The 24,663-nt window shown below is 44.7% G+C and carries 28 protein-coding genes; 14 read left to right on the top strand and 14 right to left on the bottom strand.

Annotated elements, in window-relative coordinates; translation table 11 throughout:
* Positions 1–19: 19 nt before the first annotated feature.
* On the bottom strand, positions 20–1,312 hold the full coding sequence (locus H735_RS23570) for a DEAD/DEAH box helicase (protein WP_020195298.1): 1,293 nt from the start codon (positions 1,310–1,312) through the stop codon (positions 20–22).
* Positions 1,313–1,601: 289 nt separating this feature from the next.
* On the opposite strand from H735_RS23570, the gene H735_RS23565 reads away from it, so the two are divergent.
* The gene (locus H735_RS23565) at positions 1,602–1,844 is read left to right on the top strand and encodes a hypothetical protein (RefSeq protein WP_020195299.1); all 243 of its coding nucleotides are present in this window, start codon (positions 1,602–1,604) and stop codon (positions 1,842–1,844) included.
* Between the two features lie 209 nt (positions 1,845–2,053).
* On the top strand, positions 2,054–2,317 hold the full coding sequence (locus H735_RS23560; RefSeq protein ID WP_020195300.1) for a hypothetical protein: 264 nt from the start codon (positions 2,054–2,056) through the stop codon (positions 2,315–2,317).
* 78 nt (positions 2,318–2,395) lie between these two features.
* Here H735_RS23560 and H735_RS23555 read toward each other — a convergent pair whose 3' ends face one another.
* From H735_RS23555 to pcp, 4 genes are all read right to left on the bottom strand, one after another.
* The gene (locus tag H735_RS23555) at positions 2,396–4,012 is read right to left on the bottom strand and encodes a sensor domain-containing diguanylate cyclase (protein WP_020195301.1); all 1,617 of its coding nucleotides are present in this window, start codon (positions 4,010–4,012) and stop codon (positions 2,396–2,398) included.
* Between the two features lie 165 nt (positions 4,013–4,177).
* A complete protein-coding gene (locus H735_RS23550; protein WP_020195302.1) occupies positions 4,178–5,164 on the bottom strand; it encodes a CobW family GTP-binding protein in 987 nt (328 codons plus the stop codon).
* Positions 5,165–5,228: 64 nt separating this feature from the next.
* Complete coding sequence (locus H735_RS23545) at positions 5,229–5,492, bottom strand: hypothetical protein (protein ID WP_009704690.1); 264 nt, start codon at positions 5,490–5,492, stop codon at positions 5,229–5,231.
* Between the two features lie 176 nt (positions 5,493–5,668).
* Positions 5,669–6,307 (bottom strand): pyroglutamyl-peptidase I, encoded by a 639-nt coding sequence (gene pcp, locus H735_RS23540; protein ID WP_027726622.1) that lies wholly within the window; start codon positions 6,305–6,307, stop codon positions 5,669–5,671.
* 172 nt (positions 6,308–6,479) lie between these two features.
* On the opposite strand from pcp, the gene H735_RS23535 reads away from it, so the two are divergent.
* Together H735_RS23535 and H735_RS23530 are read left to right on the top strand one after the other, a co-directional pair.
* The gene (locus H735_RS23535; RefSeq protein ID WP_005442576.1) at positions 6,480–6,728 is read left to right on the top strand and encodes a hypothetical protein; all 249 of its coding nucleotides are present in this window, start codon (positions 6,480–6,482) and stop codon (positions 6,726–6,728) included.
* A 511-nt stretch (positions 6,729–7,239) separates the two neighbouring features.
* Complete coding sequence (locus H735_RS23530) at positions 7,240–7,578, top strand: hypothetical protein (RefSeq protein ID WP_005442578.1); 339 nt, start codon at positions 7,240–7,242, stop codon at positions 7,576–7,578.
* 161 nt (positions 7,579–7,739) lie between these two features.
* On the opposite strand, the gene H735_RS23525 is transcribed toward H735_RS23530, so the two are convergent.
* The 3 genes from H735_RS23525 to H735_RS23515 are packed head-to-tail and all read right to left on the bottom strand — an operon-like array spanning position 7,740 to position 8,938.
* Entirely contained in the window at positions 7,740–7,982 is a 243-nt protein-coding gene (locus tag H735_RS23525; protein ID WP_020195304.1) for a hypothetical protein, read from the bottom strand.
* Positions 7,983–8,023: 41 nt separating this feature from the next.
* Positions 8,024–8,239 (bottom strand): DUF3820 family protein, encoded by a 216-nt coding sequence (locus H735_RS23520; protein WP_005433583.1) that lies wholly within the window; start codon positions 8,237–8,239, stop codon positions 8,024–8,026.
* Between the two features lie 18 nt (positions 8,240–8,257).
* Positions 8,258–8,938, bottom strand: coding sequence for a DUF3313 domain-containing protein (locus H735_RS23515; protein WP_020195305.1), 681 nt, complete (start codon positions 8,936–8,938; stop codon positions 8,258–8,260).
* A 159-nt stretch (positions 8,939–9,097) separates the two neighbouring features.
* Between H735_RS23515 and H735_RS23510 the strand changes: the two genes are divergently transcribed.
* Positions 9,098–9,406 (top strand): cysteine-rich CWC family protein, encoded by a 309-nt coding sequence (locus H735_RS23510; RefSeq protein WP_020195306.1) that lies wholly within the window; start codon positions 9,098–9,100, stop codon positions 9,404–9,406.
* A gap of 60 nt (positions 9,407–9,466) precedes the next feature.
* Here H735_RS23510 and H735_RS23505 read toward each other — a convergent pair whose 3' ends face one another.
* Positions 9,467–9,811, bottom strand: a complete 345-nt coding sequence (locus tag H735_RS23505) for a HopJ type III effector protein (protein WP_020195307.1) — start codon at positions 9,809–9,811, stop codon at positions 9,467–9,469.
* Positions 9,812–10,043: 232 nt separating this feature from the next.
* On the opposite strand from H735_RS23505, the gene H735_RS23500 reads away from it, so the two are divergent.
* Entirely contained in the window at positions 10,044–11,813 is a 1,770-nt protein-coding gene (locus H735_RS23500; protein ID WP_020195308.1) for a choice-of-anchor I family protein, read from the top strand.
* Between the two features lie 223 nt (positions 11,814–12,036).
* On the opposite strand, the gene H735_RS23495 is transcribed toward H735_RS23500, so the two are convergent.
* Together H735_RS23495 and phhA are read right to left on the bottom strand one after the other, a co-directional pair.
* Positions 12,037–12,375, bottom strand: a complete 339-nt coding sequence (locus H735_RS23495) for a 4a-hydroxytetrahydrobiopterin dehydratase (protein WP_005433587.1) — start codon at positions 12,373–12,375, stop codon at positions 12,037–12,039.
* Positions 12,365–13,159, bottom strand: coding sequence for a phenylalanine 4-monooxygenase (phhA, locus tag H735_RS23490; protein WP_027726624.1), 795 nt, complete (start codon positions 13,157–13,159; stop codon positions 12,365–12,367). The genes H735_RS23495 and phhA overlap by 11 nt, the downstream gene beginning before the upstream one ends.
* Before the next feature lie 221 nt (positions 13,160–13,380).
* Between phhA and H735_RS23480 the strand changes: the two genes are divergently transcribed.
* The gene (locus H735_RS23480; RefSeq protein ID WP_020195311.1) at positions 13,381–15,351 is read left to right on the top strand and encodes an acetoacetate--CoA ligase; all 1,971 of its coding nucleotides are present in this window, start codon (positions 13,381–13,383) and stop codon (positions 15,349–15,351) included.
* A 63-nt stretch (positions 15,352–15,414) separates the two neighbouring features.
* On the opposite strand, the gene H735_RS23475 is transcribed toward H735_RS23480, so the two are convergent.
* Positions 15,415–15,990 carry a class I SAM-dependent DNA methyltransferase gene (locus tag H735_RS23475; protein ID WP_009696080.1) on the bottom strand — a complete coding sequence of 192 codons (576 nt, stop codon included), beginning with the start codon at positions 15,988–15,990 and terminating at the stop codon, positions 15,415–15,417.
* 204 nt (positions 15,991–16,194) lie between these two features.
* Here H735_RS23475 and H735_RS23470 point away from each other — a divergent pair, with 204 nt between their 5' ends.
* Complete coding sequence (locus H735_RS23470) at positions 16,195–17,073, top strand: LysR family transcriptional regulator (RefSeq protein WP_005453726.1); 879 nt, start codon at positions 16,195–16,197, stop codon at positions 17,071–17,073.
* A gap of 175 nt (positions 17,074–17,248) precedes the next feature.
* Complete coding sequence (locus H735_RS23465) at positions 17,249–18,142, top strand: cation diffusion facilitator family transporter (RefSeq protein ID WP_020195313.1); 894 nt, start codon at positions 17,249–17,251, stop codon at positions 18,140–18,142.
* A 121-nt stretch (positions 18,143–18,263) separates the two neighbouring features.
* Here H735_RS23465 and yddG read toward each other — a convergent pair whose 3' ends face one another.
* A complete protein-coding gene (gene yddG, locus H735_RS23460; protein ID WP_017819219.1) occupies positions 18,264–19,166 on the bottom strand; it encodes an aromatic amino acid DMT transporter YddG in 903 nt (300 codons plus the stop codon).
* 129 nt (positions 19,167–19,295) lie between these two features.
* Between yddG and H735_RS31470 the strand changes: the two genes are divergently transcribed.
* The 4 genes from H735_RS31470 to H735_RS23440 all read left to right on the top strand — a co-directional run bounded on the left by H735_RS31470 (position 19,296) and on the right by H735_RS23440 (position 22,814).
* Entirely contained in the window at positions 19,296–19,442 is a 147-nt protein-coding gene (locus tag H735_RS31470) for a hypothetical protein (RefSeq protein WP_005453721.1), read from the top strand.
* Between the two features lie 12 nt (positions 19,443–19,454).
* Positions 19,455–20,105 (top strand): isoprenoid biosynthesis glyoxalase ElbB, encoded by a 651-nt coding sequence (gene elbB, locus H735_RS23455; RefSeq protein WP_020195316.1) that lies wholly within the window; start codon positions 19,455–19,457, stop codon positions 20,103–20,105.
* 334 nt (positions 20,106–20,439) lie between these two features.
* Positions 20,440–21,588, top strand: coding sequence for an L-threonine dehydrogenase (gene yiaY / locus H735_RS23445; protein ID WP_005442614.1), 1,149 nt, complete (start codon positions 20,440–20,442; stop codon positions 21,586–21,588).
* A gap of 149 nt (positions 21,589–21,737) precedes the next feature.
* Positions 21,738–22,814 (top strand): PQQ-dependent sugar dehydrogenase, encoded by a 1,077-nt coding sequence (locus tag H735_RS23440; RefSeq protein ID WP_020195317.1) that lies wholly within the window; start codon positions 21,738–21,740, stop codon positions 22,812–22,814.
* A 27-nt stretch (positions 22,815–22,841) separates the two neighbouring features.
* On the opposite strand, the gene H735_RS23435 is transcribed toward H735_RS23440, so the two are convergent.
* Entirely contained in the window at positions 22,842–23,837 is a 996-nt protein-coding gene (locus tag H735_RS23435) for a S66 family peptidase (RefSeq protein WP_020195318.1), read from the bottom strand.
* 124 nt (positions 23,838–23,961) lie between these two features.
* Here H735_RS23435 and H735_RS23430 point away from each other — a divergent pair, with 124 nt between their 5' ends.
* Positions 23,962–24,576 (top strand): HAD family hydrolase, encoded by a 615-nt coding sequence (locus H735_RS23430; protein WP_005442617.1) that lies wholly within the window; start codon positions 23,962–23,964, stop codon positions 24,574–24,576.
* The last annotated feature ends 87 nt before the right edge of the window (positions 24,577–24,663 follow it).

Raw genomic sequence — 24,663 nt, 5'->3', positions numbered from 1 at the left:
TGAGGGGCGTTTTTGTTCGTTACTTAGTTGAACGACGCGCTTTCAGGCGTTTTACCATTGCTAGGCGACGCTCTGCAGAACCTTGATCTGTTGCCGATTGGTTCGGGTTGTTACGACGACCTTGACGGTTCTTGAAAGCTGGTTTTGAGTTTAGCTTTTCAATGTAAGATTCACGTTGCTTTGGTTCATAGCCCGCTAGTTCAATACGACGGATGTGTTGTTGAATTAGGTTTTCAACCTGCACTACCGTTAATTCTTCTTCACGGTTAACAAACGAAACGGCATGACCTTGTTTACCAGCACGACCCGTACGACCAATACGGTGAACATAATCTTCTGCAAGGAATGGCATGTCGTAGTTCACTACGTGCGGTAGGTCTTCTATATCCAAGCCACGCGCCGCGACGTCAGTTGCAACCATCACACGTACTTTGCCTGTTTTGAACTCTTCAAGAGCACGACGGCGAGCACTTTGAGCACGGTCACCGTGACAAACAACCGCTTTAATGCCATCGAGTTTCAACTCTTTTACTACGTCGTTTGCGGTTTCTTTGTAGTTCACAAACACCAATACCTGTTTCCAGTTTTTACGACCAATAAGTTCAGAAAGCAGCTCTGTTTTACGTTCTTGATCAACTGGGTAAAGTACGTGAGCAACGGTTTGTGCTGTTGTGTTCGCACGTTCTACTTCAATACGCTTTGGCTTACGTAGAATATCTCTTGCTAGTACATTCAATTGGGTAGAGGTTGTCGCAGAGAACATCATGATCTGAGGATCGGTATCCACATCTAGCATGATTTTACGAACGGCATTGATAAAGCCCATATCCAAGATTCGATCGGCTTCATCAAATACAAGAAACTCGATGTTTGCTACTGAAACGTTCCCTTGCTCAATGTGCTCTTCTAGACGCCCTGGTGTTGCAACCAGAATATCTACACCGCTCTCAAGAGCCGTAATCTGAGAAGACATTTTACGACCACCAAAGATCGCCGCAACTGAGAGGTTCGTGTACTTAGTGTATGCTTTGATGTTATCTGCGATTTGCTCTGCTAATTCACGAGTCGGAGCCATGATAAGTGCACGTGCTGTCTTGCGAGAAGCATTACGACCACTGTCCAACAAACGTTGAATCATTGGCAAAGAGAAGGCCGCGGTTTTACCCGTACCTGTTTGTGCAGTAGCGAAAATATCATGACCTCGACGAGCCATTGGAATCGCCTTCTGTTGGATTGGCGTTAACTTCTCATAACCGCATTCTGCCAGTGCTTTAACCACTTCTGGCGCAAAACCTTGAGATGAAAATGACATTGAGCGTATTCCTTAAACAAACCACTAGATAGCTTTGAAAATTTAGCCGTGCACTATACCCGAATTCAAGTGATTTATCTCACTTTTTCTTCTTCACATCCTTTAGATATTCACTTCTTTTGAACTTCTAAATTAATCAATAGCCCATCTGTTATTCATAAATTAGCATTTTATAAAATCTTTTTTCATAATGCCTACCACTTGATAAATATCAAACCAGTTGCACATTTAAAGACATACGCTGCGCACTATTTAATCACTAACTCATATACCTTAAGAGAAAGAAACCATGAAATATTATCTATTAGCTCTCGCTGTTTTTTCATTGAATACTTACAGTGCAACTGCTCCACTAACATGGTCTGGCTCTGTGCCTTCAATTGGACAAGCCCCGGCCAATGTTGAATTACAAAAAGATAAGGTGAACTTTGTTCTGTATAGCGAACACGTTGAATTATCAGCAAAGAATTTCGATAAGGAACAGATTATAGTTATGGAGTTAGGCATTCCGACACTATCACTAGATCTATAATTTTCTGCCAGGGATTGGCTACTTTCCTTTCTGCTACTCGCATCTATCCGACAATTAACACATAAGTCTTTAACTTTTTCTCGCTCCCTGTCGCCTCAAATACACACGCCCATTACCAGTTACTCACCTCTAACTGATATCAAATTTATCACTTAAGGATTTTTATTTTCGGTCGATGTAGAATCGTAAGACAAACAAGGAGAGTTATCATGAACAAAAAACTTTTAGCTGCAGTGCTAATGAGCCTTTCAATGAATGTGAGTGCTGCAGGTATAGCATTAAACTGGTCGGGACAAGTTAAGTCGATTGCTACATCCCCTACTAACGTTGAAGTTAAATCTGGTTATGTTGATTATGACATCGACCAAAGTCATGTCCGAGAGAACTTGGAACTAAATAATCCAAAATCAATGAAGAAAGATCAGCTGATCGTCTTCGAATCAATGGTACCGATGTTATCTCTGGCACTTTAAACATCAACACAGAGTCTGTGCCGAACACCAAAGGCGTATAAGGCTTTCCCATCCTACATACGCCTTCTCATTCTGGCTTCAAATAAAGAAGTATTGGTTTTTACCCGCCTTCTTCGCCTCGTACATTGCCATGTCTGCCTGATGCATTAACTCTTCTAGAGTGCAATCTTGCCCTTTTGTGTAACAGCCGCCAATCGAGGTTGTCACTTGATGGAAGGTATCAGGTAACACTTCTATTGGGTCTTGAATCAATTGAATCAAAGACGCCGCATAGTGCTCTGGATTTTGCATATGCTCTTGAGAACTCAACAAGATAGCGAACTCATCACCGCCCAAGCGTGCTAGTAACGCTTTGCTTCCAAATATACGATTCATGACAGATGCGACATGTTCTAAGGTTTTATCGCCTGCGGCATGCCCATATTCATCATTGATGAACTTGAAGCCATCAAGATCAAGATAGACCAAACAAACCTTCTTCCCAGTTTTAACACTCTGCGATATGGTTTCTGTCGCACCAGTTTGAAACGCTGCTCGGTTTAAAAGCCCCGTTAGACTGTCATGATGAGCCAAATGATGAATGCGTTGGTTGTCTACGAATGCGCGAAGCTGAAAACGCGCGATAAAGTAAGCCAGAATAATGCTCATAACCACGCCAACTTGCATTAGCCATTTTCGCTCGTATTGCGAACTGGCGATTTCTTTCCTTTCACTGAAATCGACGTAAGAAACCAACTTCCATGCCGTCGAGCTGTTCTCGCTGACGTGATAATCCTGAAAGCAGTATGGATTTATGCGGTCTACGGCACCAACAGACTCAATCGTCATAATACCTTTATCAGTCTCTATCTGCCCTGACAGCGTATTACGAATTTGTTCCGCCAAATCTGGAAATCTATTGTAGATCGTCTCATCACTTCGATGATCGTACATAAACGCAAATTCGGTATCGCGATGTTCTTTGTTAAACAAGAAGTAACCGTCTTTATTGAGCAGCATGTAGTTGGTGCCCATATCGAGATTAAACAGCGCCATACCTTCCATAAGGTACTTCGCAAGATAGTTAACCATAACGATCCCGCGCTTTTTCCCCTCCTCGTCAAAAACAGGTGTTGCCAGACGAATCATAGGCTTGAGCGGTACTTCAATCTGACCATGCTCGACGTTTAGGTCTAAAGGCGATACGTAGATTTTTCGACAACCTAGCTGCAATGCTTTATTGAAGTAATAGCGATGACGTTTGTTTTGTAGCTGCTCTTCGGGTACAACCTGAGAATGTCCATCGTTAAAGTTGATACGAACCACTTCATTGCCTTCCAAGTCCAAGTAACGAAGTTGGTCATACACCTCTTTTCTTTGACTAACGGCCTCTAAAATTGTGCTTAACCGCGCCAGTTCGTCATCCCTTTTAGCTTCAGGAAGCAACTCAACCATGTTGTACACTTGTCTTGCTTCCATAATGTCGGAGAGCAAAGCGGTTTCTCTTACAACAGAGCCCATCACCCACTCAATGTATTGTTTCTTGCCTTCTAGAAGCGCTTTTTGTTGAACACGAATATTGCTCTTCTCTGCTTCTTCTGACGCAGACTTGTCGTAATGGATAATGGCACCAAATACGGTGACAAGCAGAAAGAAAATCGCGACAAAACGCAAACAAAAGAACTTCAATTCAGAGAAAGTAAAGGCAGGATTCAAGTGGTCTCCGGTTTCTTGTTGTATGAGAAAAGCCGGCGATTATAGTGATACAAATCACATATATATAGATTTGACACGATGATAGTTTTCTATCGTCTCAACAACGAAAATTTATAGAAAAAGACCCAAGCATCTGCTCGGGCCTCGTTTGATATTCGTGCGTGCTTATTCAGCAATGCCACAAAGCTTGAGTAGGATCGCTTCCAACTGCTCCCAAGGCATCAATTGTGAGTCAATCACTTCGATGCGAGACTCAAAACCTTCTAAACTCATCTGATTTACAGATACGATGCCATTCGCAACATTGAATGCGTAGCAGCCTTGGTCAGTATTCATTACGGCTTTGACACGCTCTGCCGTAAGATCAGACAGCATTGAGAACAGTTGGTCGAAGTTAAAGGTGTATTCTGCTCCGAACAACCAACCGCAGCTAAAGTAACCCTGCCCTTTGTTCTCTTTACGGATAAAGGCTTCACCAGGAGGTAATTGGAATTGTGGTTCTTGATGCGCATGGTCGTGATGATGAGCTTCAATGTGGGAAGATGCACTGCCGTGTACGCGTTCGATATCCAACACTTCAATTGGTAGGTCACCATCATGAATCAGTTTGCTGAACACTTTAGAAGGCGTTTGATCGGTTACCCAATCGTTGAACACATCAATGTCATGGCTGGTACACAGGTCAACCTTGCTACCGATAACCACATCAGCGCTGTCTAATTGATCAACAAAGTTCTTGTTTGAAAGGTACTTTTCGTCACTTAGGTTACGTGGATCCACCAGCGCGATCGTTGCTTTAAGATCAACGTAAGGCAGATATTGCTCAGACGTTAACGTCGCAACTACTTGCTTTGGATGCCCCAACCCCGTTGGCTCGATAAGAAGGCGATCTGGATTTTGACGTAGCAAAGCCGTGATACCAACAGACATAGGAACGCCCGCTGTACAACACATGCAACCACCCGGAACTTCTTTAATCATCGCTCCTTGGTCAGTCATCATCGCCCCATCGATACCTATCTCACCAAACTCATTCACTAATACAGCCCAGTTTTCGTTTTCTGGTTTGTTTTTCAGTAAGTTCAGAATAGTTGTGGTTTTACCGACGCCCAGAAATCCCGTCAGTATGTTGGTAGGTACTCGATGTGACATGCTTTTCTCCGACAAGCTTGTGCTTTAAATGCTTTGCCAAAGTATACGGAGAATGTGACATGCTTCAACGCTTTTTATCGCGAGGGTCTAAGCCTTTATGCAGTGCTTTCGCTTTGGTTTGTTGTGATTGTTGGTAATAACCAAATGCATCCGCATTTTTAACACCAGAGAGGTGCATGCTGGTATGAATCACGCAGGTAAAGAATGCGACAATCGCAACGAGGATAGGAAGTAGTCCGAGGGTGTTTTCGAATTTTAGAGCGGCAATAGCCAAAGCAAAAACAACCGCAGAGGAAAGGGCAATGATCTTACTTCTATTGCTTTTCATGATAGTTCGCCTTTTTTATTGAACGAGAGTTCCAAGTGAATACATGTGACTTTTCACTTTATAGCTCGATGCTACTCCTTTCATAACACACAAAATTTGAGCGACTTAACAGATACAAAAACACCGAGCTTGATGGTGCTCGGTGCTCATCTAAGGATTTGAATTTTGCTTGTGTATCAACAAATTTGGCCAGCGGTGACGGTGATGTCAGATTCGTTATCAATCGCAGCTTGAGCTAATAGCGCTAACCCTTCGACGATGACATCTAACGACATGGTTGGCTGGTTGCCTGAAGCATCTTGTTCTGGCAAAAGAGGAATATGCACAAAACCATGACGTACCGATTTATCACGCAAGTAATGCTGGATACCATAAAACAGGTGATTGCACACAAACGTCCCTGCCGTATTTGATACTTGGCATGGAATGCTCGCGTTCTGTAAAGCGTTTGCCATCGCCTTGATGGGTAGCGTTGTAAAGTAAGCGTCTGGACCATCTTGAACCACTGGCTCATCGATTGGTTGATGACCGCCATTATCAGGAATACGGAAGTCGTCTACATTGATTGCCACACGTTCTGGTGTAATCGCAGCTCGTCCCGCGGCTTGCCCTACTGTGATGACAATGTCTGGTTGGTATTGCTCGATAGCCTTAACCACGGTGTCAATGGATTCATAACGGGTTACTGGCACTTGGCAAATCACCACTTCACCACCGTTGAGCTTTTTGCCTTCTAATCGTTTTACCGCTTCTAATGCAGGGTTAACTGACTCGCCACCAAATGGCTCAAAACCGGTGATTAACACTTTCTTCATCAATGTGACTCTTTGTAATTTTTGTTCGACGTATGATTGGAATTCGAATTTACAACAATTTAGCGTGACAACGCCAAGCATTATTGTATGCAAATCCTTCCTTGGTTTCTGCAAGCAACTTAGGTAGAGTACGCGACCATTGAATATCGACAATTCGAAGAGATTGAAGACGATGAACATTGATAATCACGTAATCGAAACATTGGAAGAGCTAGAAGCTTTCCTACACCTAATTGAAAGTGGCGCACTAGGTCTTGAAGGCGTAACAGGTGTCGCATTGGCTACAACCAACACCGATGGCCGCCCTTTCGTCGCTGTATTAGGTGACCAACACCAACTCATCATGGGTCGCTGGGTTTCTCAGCACGTTTACGACAACGGTAAAGACATCGTTCGTAACGGCCCACAACGCAAACATTAATTCGCGTTTCTGACCTGTCCTGATATGGGTTGACATTTTTAGTTAAAAAGCTCGCTCAAGTAGCGAGCTTTTTTTATGCCATTTGTAAGTGTATTAAGCGCATTCCTACAACGCTCGCCTGCTTTATAAGCTATTGTTCAAAAATAAAAAATAAGCTTGTCAGCATGGTATCGAGTCGTGACATTTTGCTGACAAAACCGGACTAGAAACTCCTAGAATTTATCTCGGAAGCGATGCTAATTTTCGTTTCCGGACACCATCGCAGAGCAGTTATCCTAGTTGCTCTGTTTGCCCCGTTTAGCCCGCTTGACAGCCTTGGACTAAACGGGGCTTTTTTAGAGGCATCTATCTACTTGTTGTTGCAACTTACTGTCGGACGCAAGCGTATCTACAGTTGGCTGGCTAAATGTCAGTAAATGGCGCAGAATTATCGCCTTTAACAACTAAATTTCTCCGACGCTCTGCAACTGATAATGATAGAATCCCCGCATCAAAATTATCGAGCAACTCTATGTTTATCCATCATGTTAACGGCATCGACTGGCTGGTGATTACAGCCTTTGAAGAACTGAAACCTATATTCATCGAAGACGCTGGTGCGATCCCCTCTTGCTTCTCTATCGACAGTGAATTGAGCCTGATTGATCAAGCCAAACGGACTTATGGATATTTGCCTGCACTCGACGGTGTAATCACGGATACCGGCACGTTTGAAAGCCAAGCTAACGAAGAAGATTTAAACCCACAGCTAGCATGCTTAGTCGAGGGACGCGGGCGAGTGTTTATCTATCACGGCGGATTTGTTGCTTTTGTGGATGATGAGCAGACGTTTATAACCCGAATGAACTGAAAATTATTCCATGAGAAGGGCAATGCTGCGGTTAACTGGCGAGCAGTATTACTTGCAATCGAGGGGTAAAAAAGAGTCAGCCTGCTAGTCTGACTCTTTTGTATGAAACTGAGGGTATTACGAGAAAGGTTGAAGGCAGTTGAATCGGTTGAATCCGCTTATTATTGAGGCTGGTGACCAGTCTTCTTTGCAAACTCCTGCATCGCTTCAGCAAACGTTGTGGTCCCGCCTTTAGCTTGAACCTGTATCACCTTGTACCCCATCTTTTCCAGCGCTTGGCGTTCTGCTAAAACCGCTTTGTCATCTTGCTGACTGCCCTTTGCAGGTTGATGAAGGTAGCACCCTTCTAGTTGACCATCTTCGACCAGTTGGTGGTGTTTCAGTGCATTAATATCAAAATTCATGGTAATTCTTTAAATCAAAAATAGGGAGTTTCTGTGGCAGGTTACATGCGCTTTAAAGGCTTAACAACACTATCTAAGCCTTCAATTTTAAGTGCTAGGCAGAGTTTTAGCAGTTCACCTAGCTCCCCTTCAGGAAAGCCTTTTTTATCAAACCAGAGTAGGTATTCTTCTGGAAGATCAATCAGTACTCGCCCTGCGTATTTGCCAAACGGCATTTGCATTCGAGCGAGTTTGATTAAATTTTCTTTTTCTAACATGGCGTTTTGTCTAACGACCTAGATTTGGGTAACTTGGTTGTCGAAAGTAACAAATAATCGATTAACCCACCAGTCGATTGCGTCTTTCGCTCCACTTAACCCGTCAACAATGTTATCCAAATCTTTATCGCCAACATGTCGGTCTATCACCGCAAAGATAGGTTCCGCCATTTTAGAGTCGCTTACCAGTAATTCAATGGTCGCCTCTCCCACATTGGTGTGCTCGCCCGTTGTTAGCTTGGATATTGTAGAAACACCAATACCAAAAGGCAGTACAGAGCTTGTTACCGCTAAGATCGGATTGGGCGTTTCCACATTACTGATCGCGATACTCAAACGAAGTGTTGAGTCACTTGGCTCATCCACAATGCGTTTATTGGTCGAGATCTTCTCTTTGAGCCTCATCACCATGTAGTCAGACAACTCATTAATGCTCTCATCATCCAACTCAGCATCTTTCACCACCACAAAAACACGATCCACCAGTACGCTGTCGTATTTATCTAGAACGGCTTTTAATGTTTGCGCATCTTTAATGTCATCTCTTGCCCACACTAGATCGACTCTGCCTTCAGGACCCGGTCGAAAATCCTCATACGACGTAAATTTCGTCTCATCGACTTGTGGACCTCTGGCACAACCAGCCAAAAGAACGATAAAAACAGACAAGGTGATGCACTTAAAATACAGTTTAAACATGATGCCTCCAACAATTGAATATACAGTTTATCATTCCATATAAATTTGACCAGTATTTATTCACTCAATGGATATTTTGTTGAATCAAGTATTGAGCTTCCCGCTGCACAATTTCATGTTAAAGTACGCCGCTTATTGGAAAGCATAACGAGAAGAATAATGAAGTCACCTTGCCGCGCAGCCTGTAAAAACAACGGCGGAATCTGTTCTGGCTGTCACCGAACCATGGAAGAAATCGTGCAGTGGAAAGATAAGTCTGATGCTCAACGAGACGCGATCATCAAGCAATTGGTTGGAAATGATTCAACCCACTCTTGTCCTGAGTGTGGCACGAACGCGCACTGCGATATTGCTGCGGGGAAAGAGACGTGCTGGTGCTTTGATATTGAGACCAGAGATTTACCAAAACCAGATGCGGGGCAGCTTTGTTTGTGTCGTAAATGTTTGGAGAAAAAGCCAGTCGCCTAGCCTATCGAATATAGGGGATAACGGACTGGCTATCATTGAAATGAGGGTGAGTTCTGCGAACTATTTCTGCGCTAACGCGTGGGATTCGAACTTCACACCATCCCAGCCTGTCACCATAAAGTTACGAATGTTTTGATGGTCGTTGTTCTCTGGATGTGCTAATACGTCTTCACGGTAGAAGCGACCAAAACACGCCAACGTTGCTTCTTTGCTTAGGTTGTTCAATTGACCAAACGCGAAGATCTTGCACGAGCCGTTGTTCTCACCGGCATTATTTTGCGTTTCACCATTCACAAAAGCCGCTGGCGTAAACGCGTAGTTTGCCTCTATTGCTGCCATTGTCGTTTCAAATTCTACTGTCTCAGGTGATGCCGCTAACGCATCCAAAAATTCTTTAAGTTCCATTATTTCTAGTTCCTAGTGTCTTTTCATCTTAGGTGTTCGACATACGTTCAGATTAAAACTGACACATTTGTTTCATCAAAAGCCAATATAAGAGTCATAAATCATAAATATATTCAGAGCCTTATTTAATAACACATCAATCAATGCGATATTCCTCACTGTTGTAGTGAATGAATAGATATCTAACTTAGGTGCATTGAGCAACATTGTATCTGCTTAATAAGGAAATATCATGACCACCCCATTTAAGGCAATAGGCGTATTGGCATTATCTTCACTTGCCATCGCATGTTCATCTCAACCTGACGATTCTCTCTCTTCGTTTGCAGCCCAATGTAAAGCATCGCTAGCACCTGTTGCTGGAGAGACATCCATCCAGGGTTTGACCTTTATGGGAACGTCTATCGCTGACGCACCATTCGATACATCGGCAGCAGAAATCGTTCAATATGATGCGTGTACTGACAAGCTTTACGTGGTCAACGCTCAAGCAAAACGTGTCGATGTGCTTTCTATGGATGACAACGGCGCACCAACGCAAACTGCATTCATTGATCTCAACAGCGCAGGCGAAGCGGCAGGCGTTGAAATTGGCGCGGCAAACAGCATTGCAGTCTTTAATGGTTTAGTCGCTGTAGCGATTGAAAACAGCAATAAGCAGGCGAATGGCATTGTTGGCTTGTACCGCTCGGATGATTTGTCGCTTATCACCACCTTCCCTACTGGCGCATTGCCAGACATGGTTGGCTTCTCAAAAGATGGCAGATACATTGCGACAGCAAACGAAGGTGAGCCAAATGGTGACTACAGTGTCGATCCAGAAGGCAGCATCACATTAATCGACGTGAGCCAAGGCGTAAAACAAGTAGAAGTCACGCAGATTGGTTTCAATGAGTTTGATGGTGCACGTAAGTCTGAGTTACCTGCAGATGTTCGAATCTCAGGTCCAAATGCAACAGTGGCGCAAGATCTAGAACCGGAATACCTCACCTTTGCTGACAACGGGAAAATCTACGTTGCGCTGCAAGAAAACAACGCGATGGCAATTGTAAACCCTGAAAGCAAATCGGTAGAGAAGATTGTGGATCTGGGCGAGAAATCTTGGTCGGACTCAAAACTGGATGCTTCGAACAAAGACAAAATCATTGGCAACTTTAAGAGCTACCCTCAACTGGTTGGTCTGTACATGCCAGATACCCTCGACAGCTACTCGGTAGGTGGCAAAACTTACATCCTCTCTGCCAACGAAGGTGACGGTCGTGAATATGGCTTCAAAACAACACAAGCTCTATGTGACCAAGCAGGCTTTAAGTGGGATGAAGACGATTACCTCGGTACAGATGAATATACTTCTGAGCAAGGCACCTGTTTAAGCCATATTGATGAGGTGCGCGGTAAGAAGCTGAAAGTCGCAGCAGATCACCCGCTGGCAGAGGCGCTAAAAGACAACAAGCAACTCGCGCGTCTAAAAGTGATTAAGCCAGAACAAACGCTTTCTGCGCAGGACAATGTTCAAGCCTTTGGCGCGCGTTCGTTCTCTATTTGGGATGAAAACGGTGAGTTGGTTTTCGATAGTGGTGACGATTTCGCGACCATCGCATTAATGAATGAAAGTAAGAACTTCAACAGCACCAACGATAGCAATGACAGTGGCGATGACCGCAGCGACGACAAAGGCATTGAGCCAGAAGCGATTGAAGTAGCACAAATCAATGGTCGTCATTATGCGTTCATCGGTTTGGAGCGCCAAGGTGGCATCATGATTTATGACATCACAGACCCGAAACAAGCGCAGTTCCTGCATTACGTAAACCGTCGTGATTACAGCCAACCAGTTTGTACAGAGGTGGAAGATGGCGAATGCACGAACGACACTTACAATCCAAAAGCAGGTGATTTGGCTCCAGAGTCAATCAACTACTTTGCTCGTAACGGACAACACTTTATCGCGGTTGGTAATGAAGTATCAGGTACGACATCTGTGTTTCGAATTGAGCTTTAATACCCACTCTTCAAGAGAACAAAATAAAAAAGTAAAGCGCCCGAACTTAAGTCCGGGCGCTTTTTGTTTATAACGAGTGAGCATTGTTTGGCATTGAGATTCCCGACTCGCTCCTTCGTCGCTCTCGAGAATGACGAAAGCTAGCCTAACAAAGAACATCCTGCAGCTCCGAGTAACCTCACACTATAACGTCATTCCGGAATCTCTCTTTAATCACTCAGCTCTATTCTTCAATAGCCAATGCGTCGCACTTCGAAGCACAGATAAAGTCGTTCTTATGCAGACCTTTAATAGAATGGCTCCACCACGTGATGGTCACTTTGCCCCACTCCAGCAAGATAGATGGGTGATGGAATTCATCTTCTGCAAGCTCGGCAATCTTGTTGCTAAACGCCCACGCTTGTTTGAAGTTCTTAAACTTGTAGACCTTCTCAAGTTGAGGAATCTCATCTCTCTCAATGATCTGCCAATCAGACAATTGCAGCAGCAAAGACTGTTGTTCCTCTTTACTAAGTGCAATGGCATCGATACTACAAGCTTCGCATTTTTGTTCATTCAACATGAGCAGGTTCCTTTGGTTCAAAAAGTGGTGGAAGCAATCCGGCTTCAATCGCTAGATCGGCTTGTTTCAATAAATTCAGTTGGCTAATTTGGAAAAGCTGGGACAAATCTTCAATCACGTAGTATTTCGGCTGCATGATGTCGATGCGATAAGGGGTTCTTAGCACAGTTTGCAGGTCAAACTCGTCTCTAATCGCGATGTCGCTTTCCAATGAATAGATGGTTTCTCCCGGAGATGAAAGGATGCCGCCACCGTAGATCTTGGTTTTGTTACCCTCTAGAACCAAGCCGAACTCGACTGTAAACCAATATAGACGCGCAAGGTACCCTCGCTGCTTTGGTGTCGCGGCTTGTCCAAGCTGTCCGTAGTGCTCGGTAAAGGCGGCAAAATCAGGGTTGGTGAGCATGGCACAATGACCAAAAATCTCATGGAAGAAATCTGGCTCTTGTAGGTAATCAAACTCTTCTCGCGTTCTCAAAAACGTCGCGACTGGGAAGCGTTTATTGCCAAGCAAATTGAAGAAACGATCAAAATCGATCAACGCGGGTACTGGCTCCACTTGCCAGCCCGTTGTTTCCATCAAAACACGATTAATTTCGGGCAGTTGTGGCACGCGGTCATGAGGTAAATCGAGTAACTTGAGTCCATGCAGATACGCGTTGCATGCACGGTCTTGAATCACGCTCATTTGTCTTGTTACCAAGTCGCGCCAAATGGCATCTTCTTCATGGCTCCATTCTACCCTTCCATCCTGAGCGACGGGTTTTGAATGATACTGAGTCATTGCACATCTCCGTTAACAAATCCTTTACATTAAGCCTATCTACACTCTTTTGTCCTTCCAATCCCCTGACCATTTTCCACTCAAAATTCAGGTGTAACATTTTCTTTACATTGACACCTAACGCATTGATATACATAAGGAGCCAGTTTCTCCAACGAGTTTGACTTTATTTCTGGTTCACCTCAGACTAAAAACGTTAAAACTTTGTTATAGAGGGAGCTATGCGCGAGAGCAACAAAGTCTGGCAGCCGACGGAAGATCGAATCGAGCAAGCCAATATCACGCAGTTTATCGAGCACATTAATCGGCAGGGTTTCGAGCTCAAAAACTACTCTGATTTGCACCAATGGTCTTTGGAGCATAATGAGTATTTCTGGAAAGAGGTTTGGCAGTTTTGCGACCTAATTGGCACGCAAGGCGATACCGTTAAAGCGCAAGGTGAAAGCCGTTGGCAATCACCAATGCAAAATCGAGATGCCGTGTGGTTCCCTCAAGCTCAAGTTAACTACGCAGAGAACTTGCTCAGTTTGTCAGAGCAACAAGCGGATGAGCTGGCAATTTGGTTTGAAAACGAGCGCGGTGACAAACAGATTTACACATGGAAACAGCTTTGTGATGAGGTCTCGAGCGTTCAGCAATGGTTAGTCGAATGTGGCATCAAGCAAGGTGATGTGGTTGCAGGTTATTTACCACATATGCCACAAACCGTTATTGCAATGCTTGCTACCACCAGCTTAGGCGCGACTTGGACGTCCACCTCCCCTGATTTTGGCGTAGAAAGCGTTATTGAGCGCTTCGGGCAAGTGAAGCCAAAGGTTCTCTTTACCTGCGATGGTTATACCTTTAATGGCAAAACCTTCGATATGTCGGAGAAGAACCACCACATCGCGGATCATCTTGATGGACTGAAACAAGTGTGCCAGATCGGTTACCTCAAACCGCATGTGTTCGAATGCGATGTTTGTACTCACGATTGGCAAAACATCATTAATCAGTATTCCCCCGCTCCGTTGCATTACACTCGCGTGGAATTCAATAGTCCGCTGTTTGTGCTTTATTCCTCTGGCACGACGGGCAAGCCTAAGTGTATCGTGCATTCTGTTGGCGGTACGATTCTTAATCATCTTAAAGAACATCAACTTCATTCAGATATTCAGCCTAAAGACCGCGTCTTTTACTACACAACTTGTGGTTGGATGATGTGGAACTGGCACGTATCTGCTCTAGCAAGTGGCGCGTGCTTGGTGATTTTCGATGGTAGCCCGGTTTACCCAGCACCTCACGTATTATGGGATTTAGTCCAGCGAGCAGAAATAAGTCTCTTTGGTACTGCCGCTAAGTATCTTGAGGCGATAGAAAAAGCCGGAATGTCACCTATCAAAGATTACTCACTCCCAGCTTTAAGAACCCTATGCTCTACGGGCTCAGTGCTTTATCCAGAGCAGTTTGATTACGTGTATCAACACATCAAGCAGGATTTGCACTTGGCTTCTATTTCAGGCGGAACAGACATCTGTGGCTGCTTTGTATTAGGCAACCCTATCTCGCCTGTTTATCGTGGTGAATGTCAGTACGCTGGCTTGGGGATTGATGTTCAAGTGTTTGACTCGCAAGGTCAAAGCGTCAATGAACAACGTGGTGAGCTCGCCTGCACCAACTCTATGCCTAACTTCCCTGTCGGTTTTTGGAACGATACAGGGGAACGCTACCACAAGGCGTACTGGGACAAGTTCGATGATATCTGGCATCACGGTGATGATGTCGAACGCAGCGCCAAAGGTGGGTTTATTTTTTACGGTCGTAGCGATGCATTGTTGAATCCTGGCGGTGTGCGCATCGGCACAGCGGAGATTTATCAGCAGGTAAATGCCATTGAAGGTATCGTCGATTCCATTGCCGTTGGTAAAGAGATCGAGCGAAACGAACAAATTTGGCTGTTTGTTCAGACCGCTTCGGGTGTCACGTTAGATCACGGATTAGTATCAGAGATTAAGTCGCGCCTCAAAACGTCCTGCTCGCCAAGGCACGTGCCAAGCCAAATCTTCGCCATCAGCGATATTCCTAAAACGCGCTCGGGAAAGTTGGTAGAACTTGCGGTCAAACAAGTTATAAATGGTAAGGAAGTCGAGAATTTAGGTGCGATTGCGAACCCGGATGTTTTAGAAGAAATTCGACAACTCACGTTTGTCTAGCAAATCAAAGGAAGCAAAAAAGCGAGCTAAATAGCTCGCTTTTCTTATGTTCTTTGTCGGGGATTAACGGCGACCTACGCCCATTAATACTGACATTGTGTGACCGTCTGACGTGATTTCGAAGACCTTCTTCGTTTCTACCTCAGTAAAGCCTGCTTTGATGAGTGCGTTCTCTGATTTCGCTAGCGTGAAGCCTTCTTTTGCTGAATCTGCGATCCAATCAAAATGCACGAAGTGACCACCAGCGTTAAGTAATGAGTGAGCAATCTCTAGAGACGTTTCGTAGTCTTCGATAAAAGCCAGAACTGAAGAAGCAACGACTAAGTCAAACTGACCACGGAATGCTGGGTGCTGAGCAACTAGACCACGCGTCAATGCGTCAACAACTGGTTCTACATTCTCTAACTCTTTCTTATCAAGCTCTTCAATCATGGCTTCAGATGCATCCAGCGCCACAATCTCTTTTGCGGATGGCGACAACAGTTGGCTTAACTGCCCTGTCCCACATCCAAAATCCAATACTTTAATGCCATCAAGCTGAGTAAGCTGTTGTAACTGTGCAAACACCGACTGAGCAAATTGATCTGTTGCTGGGTTAGATTCCCAATTCTTTGCTAAGCCGTCCCAATCTTGTGCCATCGTGGCCTCCATGTTCACTTCTTGTAACTCCCATAGATTACCGCAAAAACGCCAAAACACCAAAACACCAAAACACCAAAACACCAAAACACCATAGACTTATCTGGCGAATCCGTGTTTTTTTCGATAATCTTTCTAAGCGTCAGTACGCTCATTCATCTACGTTATCGATTCTCATCTTTTTAGTTTAGGTCTTTTTTAATCATGAACTTAACTCAAGTCGAAGCTTTTTGTACCATCGCCGAATATGGCTCCGTATCGGAGGCTGCGCGTCAACTCGATTGCAACCGCACCAAACTCAGTATGGCAATTAAAGCGCTTGAGAAAGACTTAGACGTCGAGCTATTCACTCGCACAGGCAATCAACTAACGCTCTCGGAAGCGGGGAAAGCCATCTTCAAAGACTGCGAAAACCTGCTCGTAACCGCACAACGAATCAAAAAGACCTGCGCTCAAGTTTCTGACGGCTTCAACGCTGAGGTCTGGGTGGCACGTGACGACTCGCTGCCAGACGAACTGTGGCAAGAGCTATCTCATACTCTAAACAATCGCTTCCCATCCACCACATTCAACCTGATTCTCGCTTCCAGTGGTGACTTAGCTAATTTGGTCAGTACTCAACAGGTCGATTTTGCATTTGGTGTTGATTACGAGCGCGTGGATGACCCACACATCGTTTACAATCCACTTGGTAAAATTCGTATGATGTCGGTCTGTAGCTTCGATCACCAACTCAGCAAAATGCGTCGCGTCACCGATGAAGATTTGCGTAACCAGATGCAAGCTTTGATGGTGTATTTGAATGAGAAAGACAACCCCGAGCTACAACCCTTTTCTACTCGATACATTGGCTTCTCCAGTTTTGACTACATGCTGAACACTATTTTAGAAGAAGATGCATGGGGCGTATTACCAGAGCCATTGATCCGACATTACTTGAGACATCAGAAACTTGCGGTGATCAAACACACCTATGGTTTGACGCAAGAAGACTACTGTATGTTCGTACCAAATGGACAAACAGAGCACCCTGCAATGAGTTGGTTGGCCGATAAGTTAAGCGAGTATTTATTCGACTTCTAAACATATTGCAGTGAGCGTCAATTATATTGACAGCAAAATTTAATGTTAAGTCATTGAAAAATAAAAGCATAATTCAAAACCAACATTTTATCGTTTAAATGTCACACAGTTTTCATTTGCTTAAATTTGCCCTAAGGAGAAGAATGTAAGGGTGTAATAATTTAAGGCATCTTTTATGTGTGACAGGACAAGCAAAAACGAAAACCGTATCCTAACCTTCTCAGCCCTTTTAGCATCTGGGTTTGCAATTGGAGGGATGGTACTTGGCTTGCTTGTTGGGTCGATCGTCATCGTTTTTGACGGTGTTTATTCTCTAGTCAGTCTGCTGTTAACTTTATTGTCACTGGCAGCTTCTTACTACATCAGCAAGCCATCAAAATCTATTTTTCCTTTCGGCAAAGCTGTACTTGAACCTATCGTTATCGCTATTAAAGCCGCTGTTATTTTAGTGGTGGTTTCTTTCTCATTATTTTCAGCGGTAACCGCGTTGATGACAGGCGGTCGTGAGGTAGACGCTTCCATCGCAACCATCTTCGGTGTCGTTAACGTGATTGGTTGTGGTTACGCTTGGTGGTTTATGGCGAAGAAAAGTCGTCGTTTCTCATCAGGTTTGATCGAAGCCGAGAAAAAACAATGGCAAATGGATACGTTGTTAAGCGTGGCAGTAACGGTTGGTTTTATCGCTGCATGGCTAGTATCGCTAACACCATACGCACACTACGCGGTCTATGCAGACCCTATGATGATGGTCTTGATGGGCTTCTACTTCCTTAAAGTACCATTTGATATGCTAGTTGGTGCCCTACGCGAACTGTTAATGATGACACCAAGCAAAGAGTTGTGTCAGAGCGTTGGTAAAGACGTTCTTGAGATTGAAAAAGTGACTGAGCACCAATTGAAACTGGCTGGCGTAACTAAAGTTGGTCAAGAACTGCGAGTAAATGTGGACGTGCATGTGGATGACGACACGCTAGAGCTTGATACGCTAGAACACACTCGTAAGCAGCTTACTAAGCGACTATCGAAGCACAGATTCAAGCTTCAACTGCACTTGAACGTCGCTTATTAGAGCGCCACCAAACAATCATTAGAACTCAAAAGAAAAGCTCCCAATCTCGGGAGCTTTTTTCTTGCTTTGATTTGAACCTGAAAGACACTCAAGCGTGCTCTACATATTTCTATACCAGCGTTCATCCCGCCGCTTCGCGCTTCTCTTTGGTGACCAGCCAACACATCAGCGAACCAACCGTTACCATTACGACTCCTTGCCAGAAGCTGTGGCTTAGAGTGACGCCTAGAATAAGAGAGGAAAACAGAGCAGAAAAAATCGGCGTAAAGTAAGACAAGGTTGCGAGAAACACCATATTGCCGCCCACAATCGCGATGTTCCACAATCCGTAACCACCCGCCATTAAAGCTGCAGAAGCCACTAAGTACCCCATCGCTTGCCAGCTGAATGCCATTGGCGGCTCATCAGTAAAGGCGTATTTGATCCACAAAGAGATGGCTGTCGCGATAAAAAACAAAGTAATCGCGTTGTGCTTCGATTGTTGTCTTTGAGTCAGATTGCAATACACAGCCCAGATGACTGCGCCTGCAAATGCCATGAAGTAAACAATCGGATTGCTACTGATGTTCGCCACTAACTGCGTCGGTGATAAACCGCTATCACCACTGACCGTCCACGCGACACCAATGAATGCCAACATAACTGCCGGGTACAGTAACCAGTTCGGCTTTTTGTTACTGCCCAATACCGCAAACAAAACGGTTAGTGCCGGCCATAGATAATTGACGATGGAAACTTCAATCGCCTGAGAACGAGAATTGGAGTAGCCCAATGCCAGCGCGAGGAATATCTCGTAGCAAACAAACATCGCTCCACCCAGAACTAAATACTTGGGTGAGAAATACGACAGTTTTGGGATGCCAACCACAATCAACAGAAAAATGGAGCTCAGAGAATACAGCATGGCTGATCCACCCACGGGTCCCAAACTTTCTGTAACCAATCTTGCGATGCCTAACAAACAGCTCCAAGAGAGAATGGCGATACAACCATAAAGGGTGAAACGAAACTGATAGGATTGCATGTTATCTATGTGACCTACTGCTCATGAATGCCAAAGGAAACTGCAGCTTAACTCAAAAATGATCCGCTTCAACGTACTCTTTTTCCAAAATCGGTATAAAAACCACTCTATTAAGCGGTTGGAGTCGATATGAAACATTTTCTGCCTTCGAGTGTCATGCTGACACCCTTTGTTGTGCGCTACTATGAAGAAGACGACGAGAGTGAAAACGTTGAAACACATTCGGAAACGCATGGTCTAGATAGTGAAGAACAATCTAAGGAACGTTCAGAGTAAAGGAATCCAATCATGAAAAAAGTCGCAGTCATTTTAAGTGGTTCAGGCGTTTACGACGGTTCTGAGATCCACGAAGCAGTATTGGCGCTCTACGCCATCGAGAAGGCAGGTGCAACTTGGCACTGCTTTGCACCTAACATTAACCAACTCCACGTCATCAACCACCTAACTGGTGACGAAATGGATGAAACACGCAACGTCTTGATCGAATCAGCTCGTATCGCTCGCGGAAACATTGACGATGTCGCCAAACTTAACGTTGATGAATACGATGCCCTACTACTTCCAGGTGGATTTGGTGCCGCGAAAAACTTAACCGACTTCGCCGTTTCGGGTGCGGAGTGTTCGATTAATACTCACGTTGCCCAAGCGTGTCGTGCATTCGCTCAAGCGGGCAAACCTGCAGGGTATTTATGCATCGCACCAACTATTATCCCGATGATTTACGATCAAGGTGTAAAAGGCACCATTGGTAACGATGAAGCCACTGCAGCAGCATTCGGTCATATGGGGGGCGAGCACGTCAATTGTCAGGTGGATGAAATCCATTTCGATGAAAAACACAACGTGCTTTCAACACCAGCTTATATGTTAGCGGAGAATATCTCCCAAGCCGCGTCAGGCATTGAAAAACTAGTAGATAAGTTAGTTAAAATCACCTAAATAGAAAACGTTTGCTTAAAACACACCATTCCAATCCCCATTGATAGACTACATATTAATGGGGATTTTTTATACTTTAGTCTAATTGAGAGATAAACCGTACGAAACTTGTTATTTTTACCAATCGTTTGCGTAATAAATAAATCATTTCCTATCTGTTGCTTTAATGTTGCACCAACAGGGTGTGCAACAAGATCCATTTCACACTTTAACTCTTAGCACTACTACTTAGGGGGTAAAATTGCGCTAGATCAAATAGGAAACTTCGTCAGGTATGCAAGAGTAAATGACAGATTAAGAAAGATTATTAAAAATAACGACGGAGCAATGTTATATGACAAGTGCATTTTTTATCCCTACTGTAAACCTAATGGGCGCTGGTTGTTTGAAAGACGCAGCAGACAGCATCCAATCTCAAGGCTTTAAAAAAGGTTTGATTGTTACGGATAAGATTCTTAACCAAATCGGTGTAGTAAAGCAGGTTCAAGATCTACTAACAGAACGCGACGTAGCAACTGTTGTGTTCGATGGCACTCAACCAAACCCTACTATCAGCAACGTTAACGACGGCTTAGCACTTCTTACTGATAACGAATGTGACTTCGTTATCTCTCTAGGCGGCGGTTCACCACACGACTGTGCGAAAGGTATCGCGCTTGTGGCTTCTAACGGCGGCAAAATTGCAGATTACGAAGGCGTAGACCAGTCTGCAAAACCAATGATGCCACTTATCGCAATCAACACGACTGCGGGTACTGCATCTGAAATGACGCGTTTCTGCATCATCACTGACGAAGAGCGTCACATCAAGATGGCTATCGTTGATAAGCACACAACACCGCTTATCTCAGTAAACGATCCAGAGCTAATGCTAGCTAAACCTGCTTCGCTAACTGCGGCAACAGGTATGGATGCCCTAACTCACGCGATTGAAGCTTACGTATCTATCGCGGCAACACCAATCACTGATGCGGTAGCAATCAAAGCGATTGAGCTTATCCAAGCGTACCTACGCACAGCAGTGAAAAACGGTGAAGATCTAGAAGCTCGTGAACAAATGGCATACGCACAGTTCATGGCGGGTATGGCGTTCAACAACGCGTCTCTAGGTTACGTACACGCAATGGCACACCAGCTAGGTGGTTTCTACGACCTTCCACACGGTGTTTGTAACGCGATTCTTCTACCTCACGTACAGCGCTACAACGCGCAAGTATGTCCTGAGCGTCTACGTGATGTAGCAAAAGCAATGGGTGTAAACGTAGAAGGCATGTCTGCTGAAGCAGGTGCAGCGGCAGCAATCGACGCTATCGTTACTCTAGCGAAAGATGTGGGTATCCCAGCAGGTATCAAAGAGCTTGGTGCGAAACTAGAAGACATCCCAACACTAGCAGACAACGCACTGAAAGACGCTTGTGGTTTCACTAACCCTAAACAAGCAACTCACGAAGAAATCTCTAAGATCTTCGAAGAAGCGATGTAATCTCGCTACATAAACAATTCTCTAGCCTTAATTCAATCCCCGATCTCGTATCGGGGATTTTTTACATTCTTATACAATCCATGCTCTGCAAAACGTTCTCTTTTAGTGTTAGCTTTTAAGCATTAATACGATTCATATTGGAAGGAACCATGAGAACGATTGCTGCTGCCCTACTCGCTTGTTTATCCTTTTCTGCCAACGCTGCCGAATACCGCGCTAACGAAGTGGCGAATGGATTTCAGATCCCTTGGGGGATCGAGTTCTTAGATAGCCAACGCGTTATCGTCAATGAAAAGAACGGTACGGTTTCGCTGCTGGATATCACATCAGGCAAACCTCAAAAGCTGTTTAACGTCCCCGATGTGAATACCAATGGGCAAGCTGGCTTATTGGATGTCGCGCTCGCACCGAATGCCGATACGCAAAATCCGCAGCTCTTCTTTACCTACAGCAAGCGCACGAGTAAAGGCAATACGGTGGCGTTAGCGACGGCGCAATTGCAAAACAATCAGCTTGTAGGTTGGAAAGATCTCTTTGTTGCTGATGCCATCACCGACACGGGTCGCCACTACGGCAGTCGAATTTCATTTGTAGACGACAAAGTTTACTTCTCAATCGGTGACCGTGGTGAACGTGATAATGGGCAAGACACTCAAACCCATGCTGGCAGTATTCTGCGCCTTAACCTTGATGGTTCGGTTCCACAAGACAACCCATTCAAACCTTCCGAAGCTCGTCCTGAGATATGGAGTTACGGACACCGCAACCCACAAGGTATGTTTTACGACGAAGCAACAAAACAGCTGTGGTCGATTGAACATGGACCACGCGGCGGCGATGAAATTAACCTAATCAAGAAAGGCGCAAACTACGGCTGGGCAAAAGTCTCTCATGGTAAAGAATATTGGGGACCGTTGGACGTTGGGGAAGCTAAGTCGTTGCCGGGAATGGAAGATCCAAAGTTGGTATACATCCCTTCTATCGCACCCAGCAATATGATTTTGTACCGTGGCGATAAATACCCAGAGTTGGACGGAAAAATCCTCGCCGGTGCATTGAAACTAGCGCACATCAACGTGGTTTCTATTGAGAATGGCAAGCTCACCGAATCAAAAAGATTGATGGAGAATCTTGGTGAGCGAGTAAGAGATATAACCATCAGCCCCGATGGTTATATCTACTTTTCTACCGACAGCGGCAAAATCTTTCGTCTTGAGGAGAAGTAGTTTTCTCTCAAGAGCTAGTCAAAAAAGCTAGCTCTTTAAACTCACTGTCACCGTTTCATTGTCAAAGTCGAGCGTCATGGTCGAGCCCAATGGAACGGTGAGCATTGGGTGGGTATGACAGCTATCAAAATCATACAAAATCGGCAGCGGTTGACCGTTAAGCACTTCTAGCAACACATCTATAGGTGCTCGTCCTGTGCCTTTATCGTTGAACTTTTCATGCTTGCCAAGAACAACTGCACTGACTTTTTCAAACACGCCAGAAAGCTTGAGCAGCGCAAAAGAGCGTTCGACCGTTTCAATACCCTGCAAGCAATCTTCCACCAGCAAAATATCGCCTTGTTCGATACTCGGCATAAACTTGCTTGCCCAGATGCCTGTCATGGTATTGAGGTTGCCGCCAATCAAGCGTCCGGTGATCTTGCCTTCGCCTTTAAAGTGCCACTGGTTCGCTAGCGTGTGCTTTGCGCGGTCTTGCTCGCCCCACTCTATCCATTCATCTGTCCACCCTAGTGGCATTGTGTATTGATGATCCAAGCCGACTAATGTATTCACTATCGATTCGAACGAAGCGAAGGTCTCGTCCACCAGTGGCGGGAATTCACCCAGAGATGCCACTAAAGCGGGACCATAGAAAGTAACGATGCCGGTTTGTGCATAAATGCCCATGAGTAGAGCCGTCACATCCGAATAGCCAACAATGATCTTGGGATCTTTCTTCAATGCCTCGTAATCAATGTAAGGCAGCAATGAGTTACTGTTGTAACCGCCAATGGTCGACATAATACAGCGCACTTCAGGATCACGAATCAGCGCATTCAATTCTTCTACTCGCTCTTGAATCGAACCCGAGCGATATTGGTCAGTTTTGCCCGTTAAGCTGCCTGCTTTTAGCTGGTAACCATGAGATTCCACGTACGCTTTGGCACGCTCAAAACGCGCTGGTGCAAATACCGTGGCTGGGGAGGATGGCGAGAAAAAGCCGATGGTGTCGCCTTTTTGTAATGGTTTAGGAATAATCATGCGCGTCCTTGTTTTGTGATACATGGTTGATTTATTTTCGTACAATCTAAGCAGAAGAATCTAAACTTAACAATAACCTTTTGTTTTTTAAAACGATAGTTCGGTTAAGTTGTACGAGGTCATTATGATTCCATTCCCTTTACAGCTCGATAAAATTAAAGCCGTGGTGTTTGATTTAGACAACACCTTGGTGAGTTCTGATATGAACTTTGGCGAATTGCGACAACAGCTAGGTTGTCCGCAGAGTGAAGATCTATTGGATTTTGTCGACGCACTTGAGCACCCTCATCATCGAGAGCACGCTCATAACGTGATATTTGATTACGAGATTTCTGATGCTGAGCAGTCTGCTCCAATGATTGGCTGCCATGAATTGCTCGCCCACTTGCATCAAAATGAAATCAAAACCGCTATCGTGACACGCAACTGCCAAATCGCCACGCAGCGCAAACTAGAACACAACCAAATCTCTGTGGAGCGAGTCATCACTCGTGAATGCTTCCCGCCCAAGCCAGATCCATTGTCTTTGCAGGTGTTGGCGAAAGAGTGGCGTTTGATGCCGGATGAAGTGCTTTATGTCGGCGATTACCTTTACGACTTGCAGGCAGCGTATAACGCTCAGATGCCCTCTTGCCTTGTTCATCACGGTAATCAAGAAACCTTCAATGATTCAGCCTCGTTGGCGCTTAATGAACTCAGTGATTTATTGAGCCATTTCGAATCCTTACCACGTAAATAAAGCACACATATAAAATACGCAAACAAAAAAAGGGGCACCAACGTGCCCCTTATGACTTATTCCCGATTGTTTCATGCGTTCCCAAGG

This window comes from Vibrio owensii CAIM 1854 = LMG 25443 (genome assembly GCF_000817815.1).
Taxonomy (GTDB): domain Bacteria; phylum Pseudomonadota; class Gammaproteobacteria; order Enterobacterales; family Vibrionaceae; genus Vibrio; species Vibrio owensii.
This window is presented reverse-complemented; position numbering and strand designations above follow the sequence as displayed.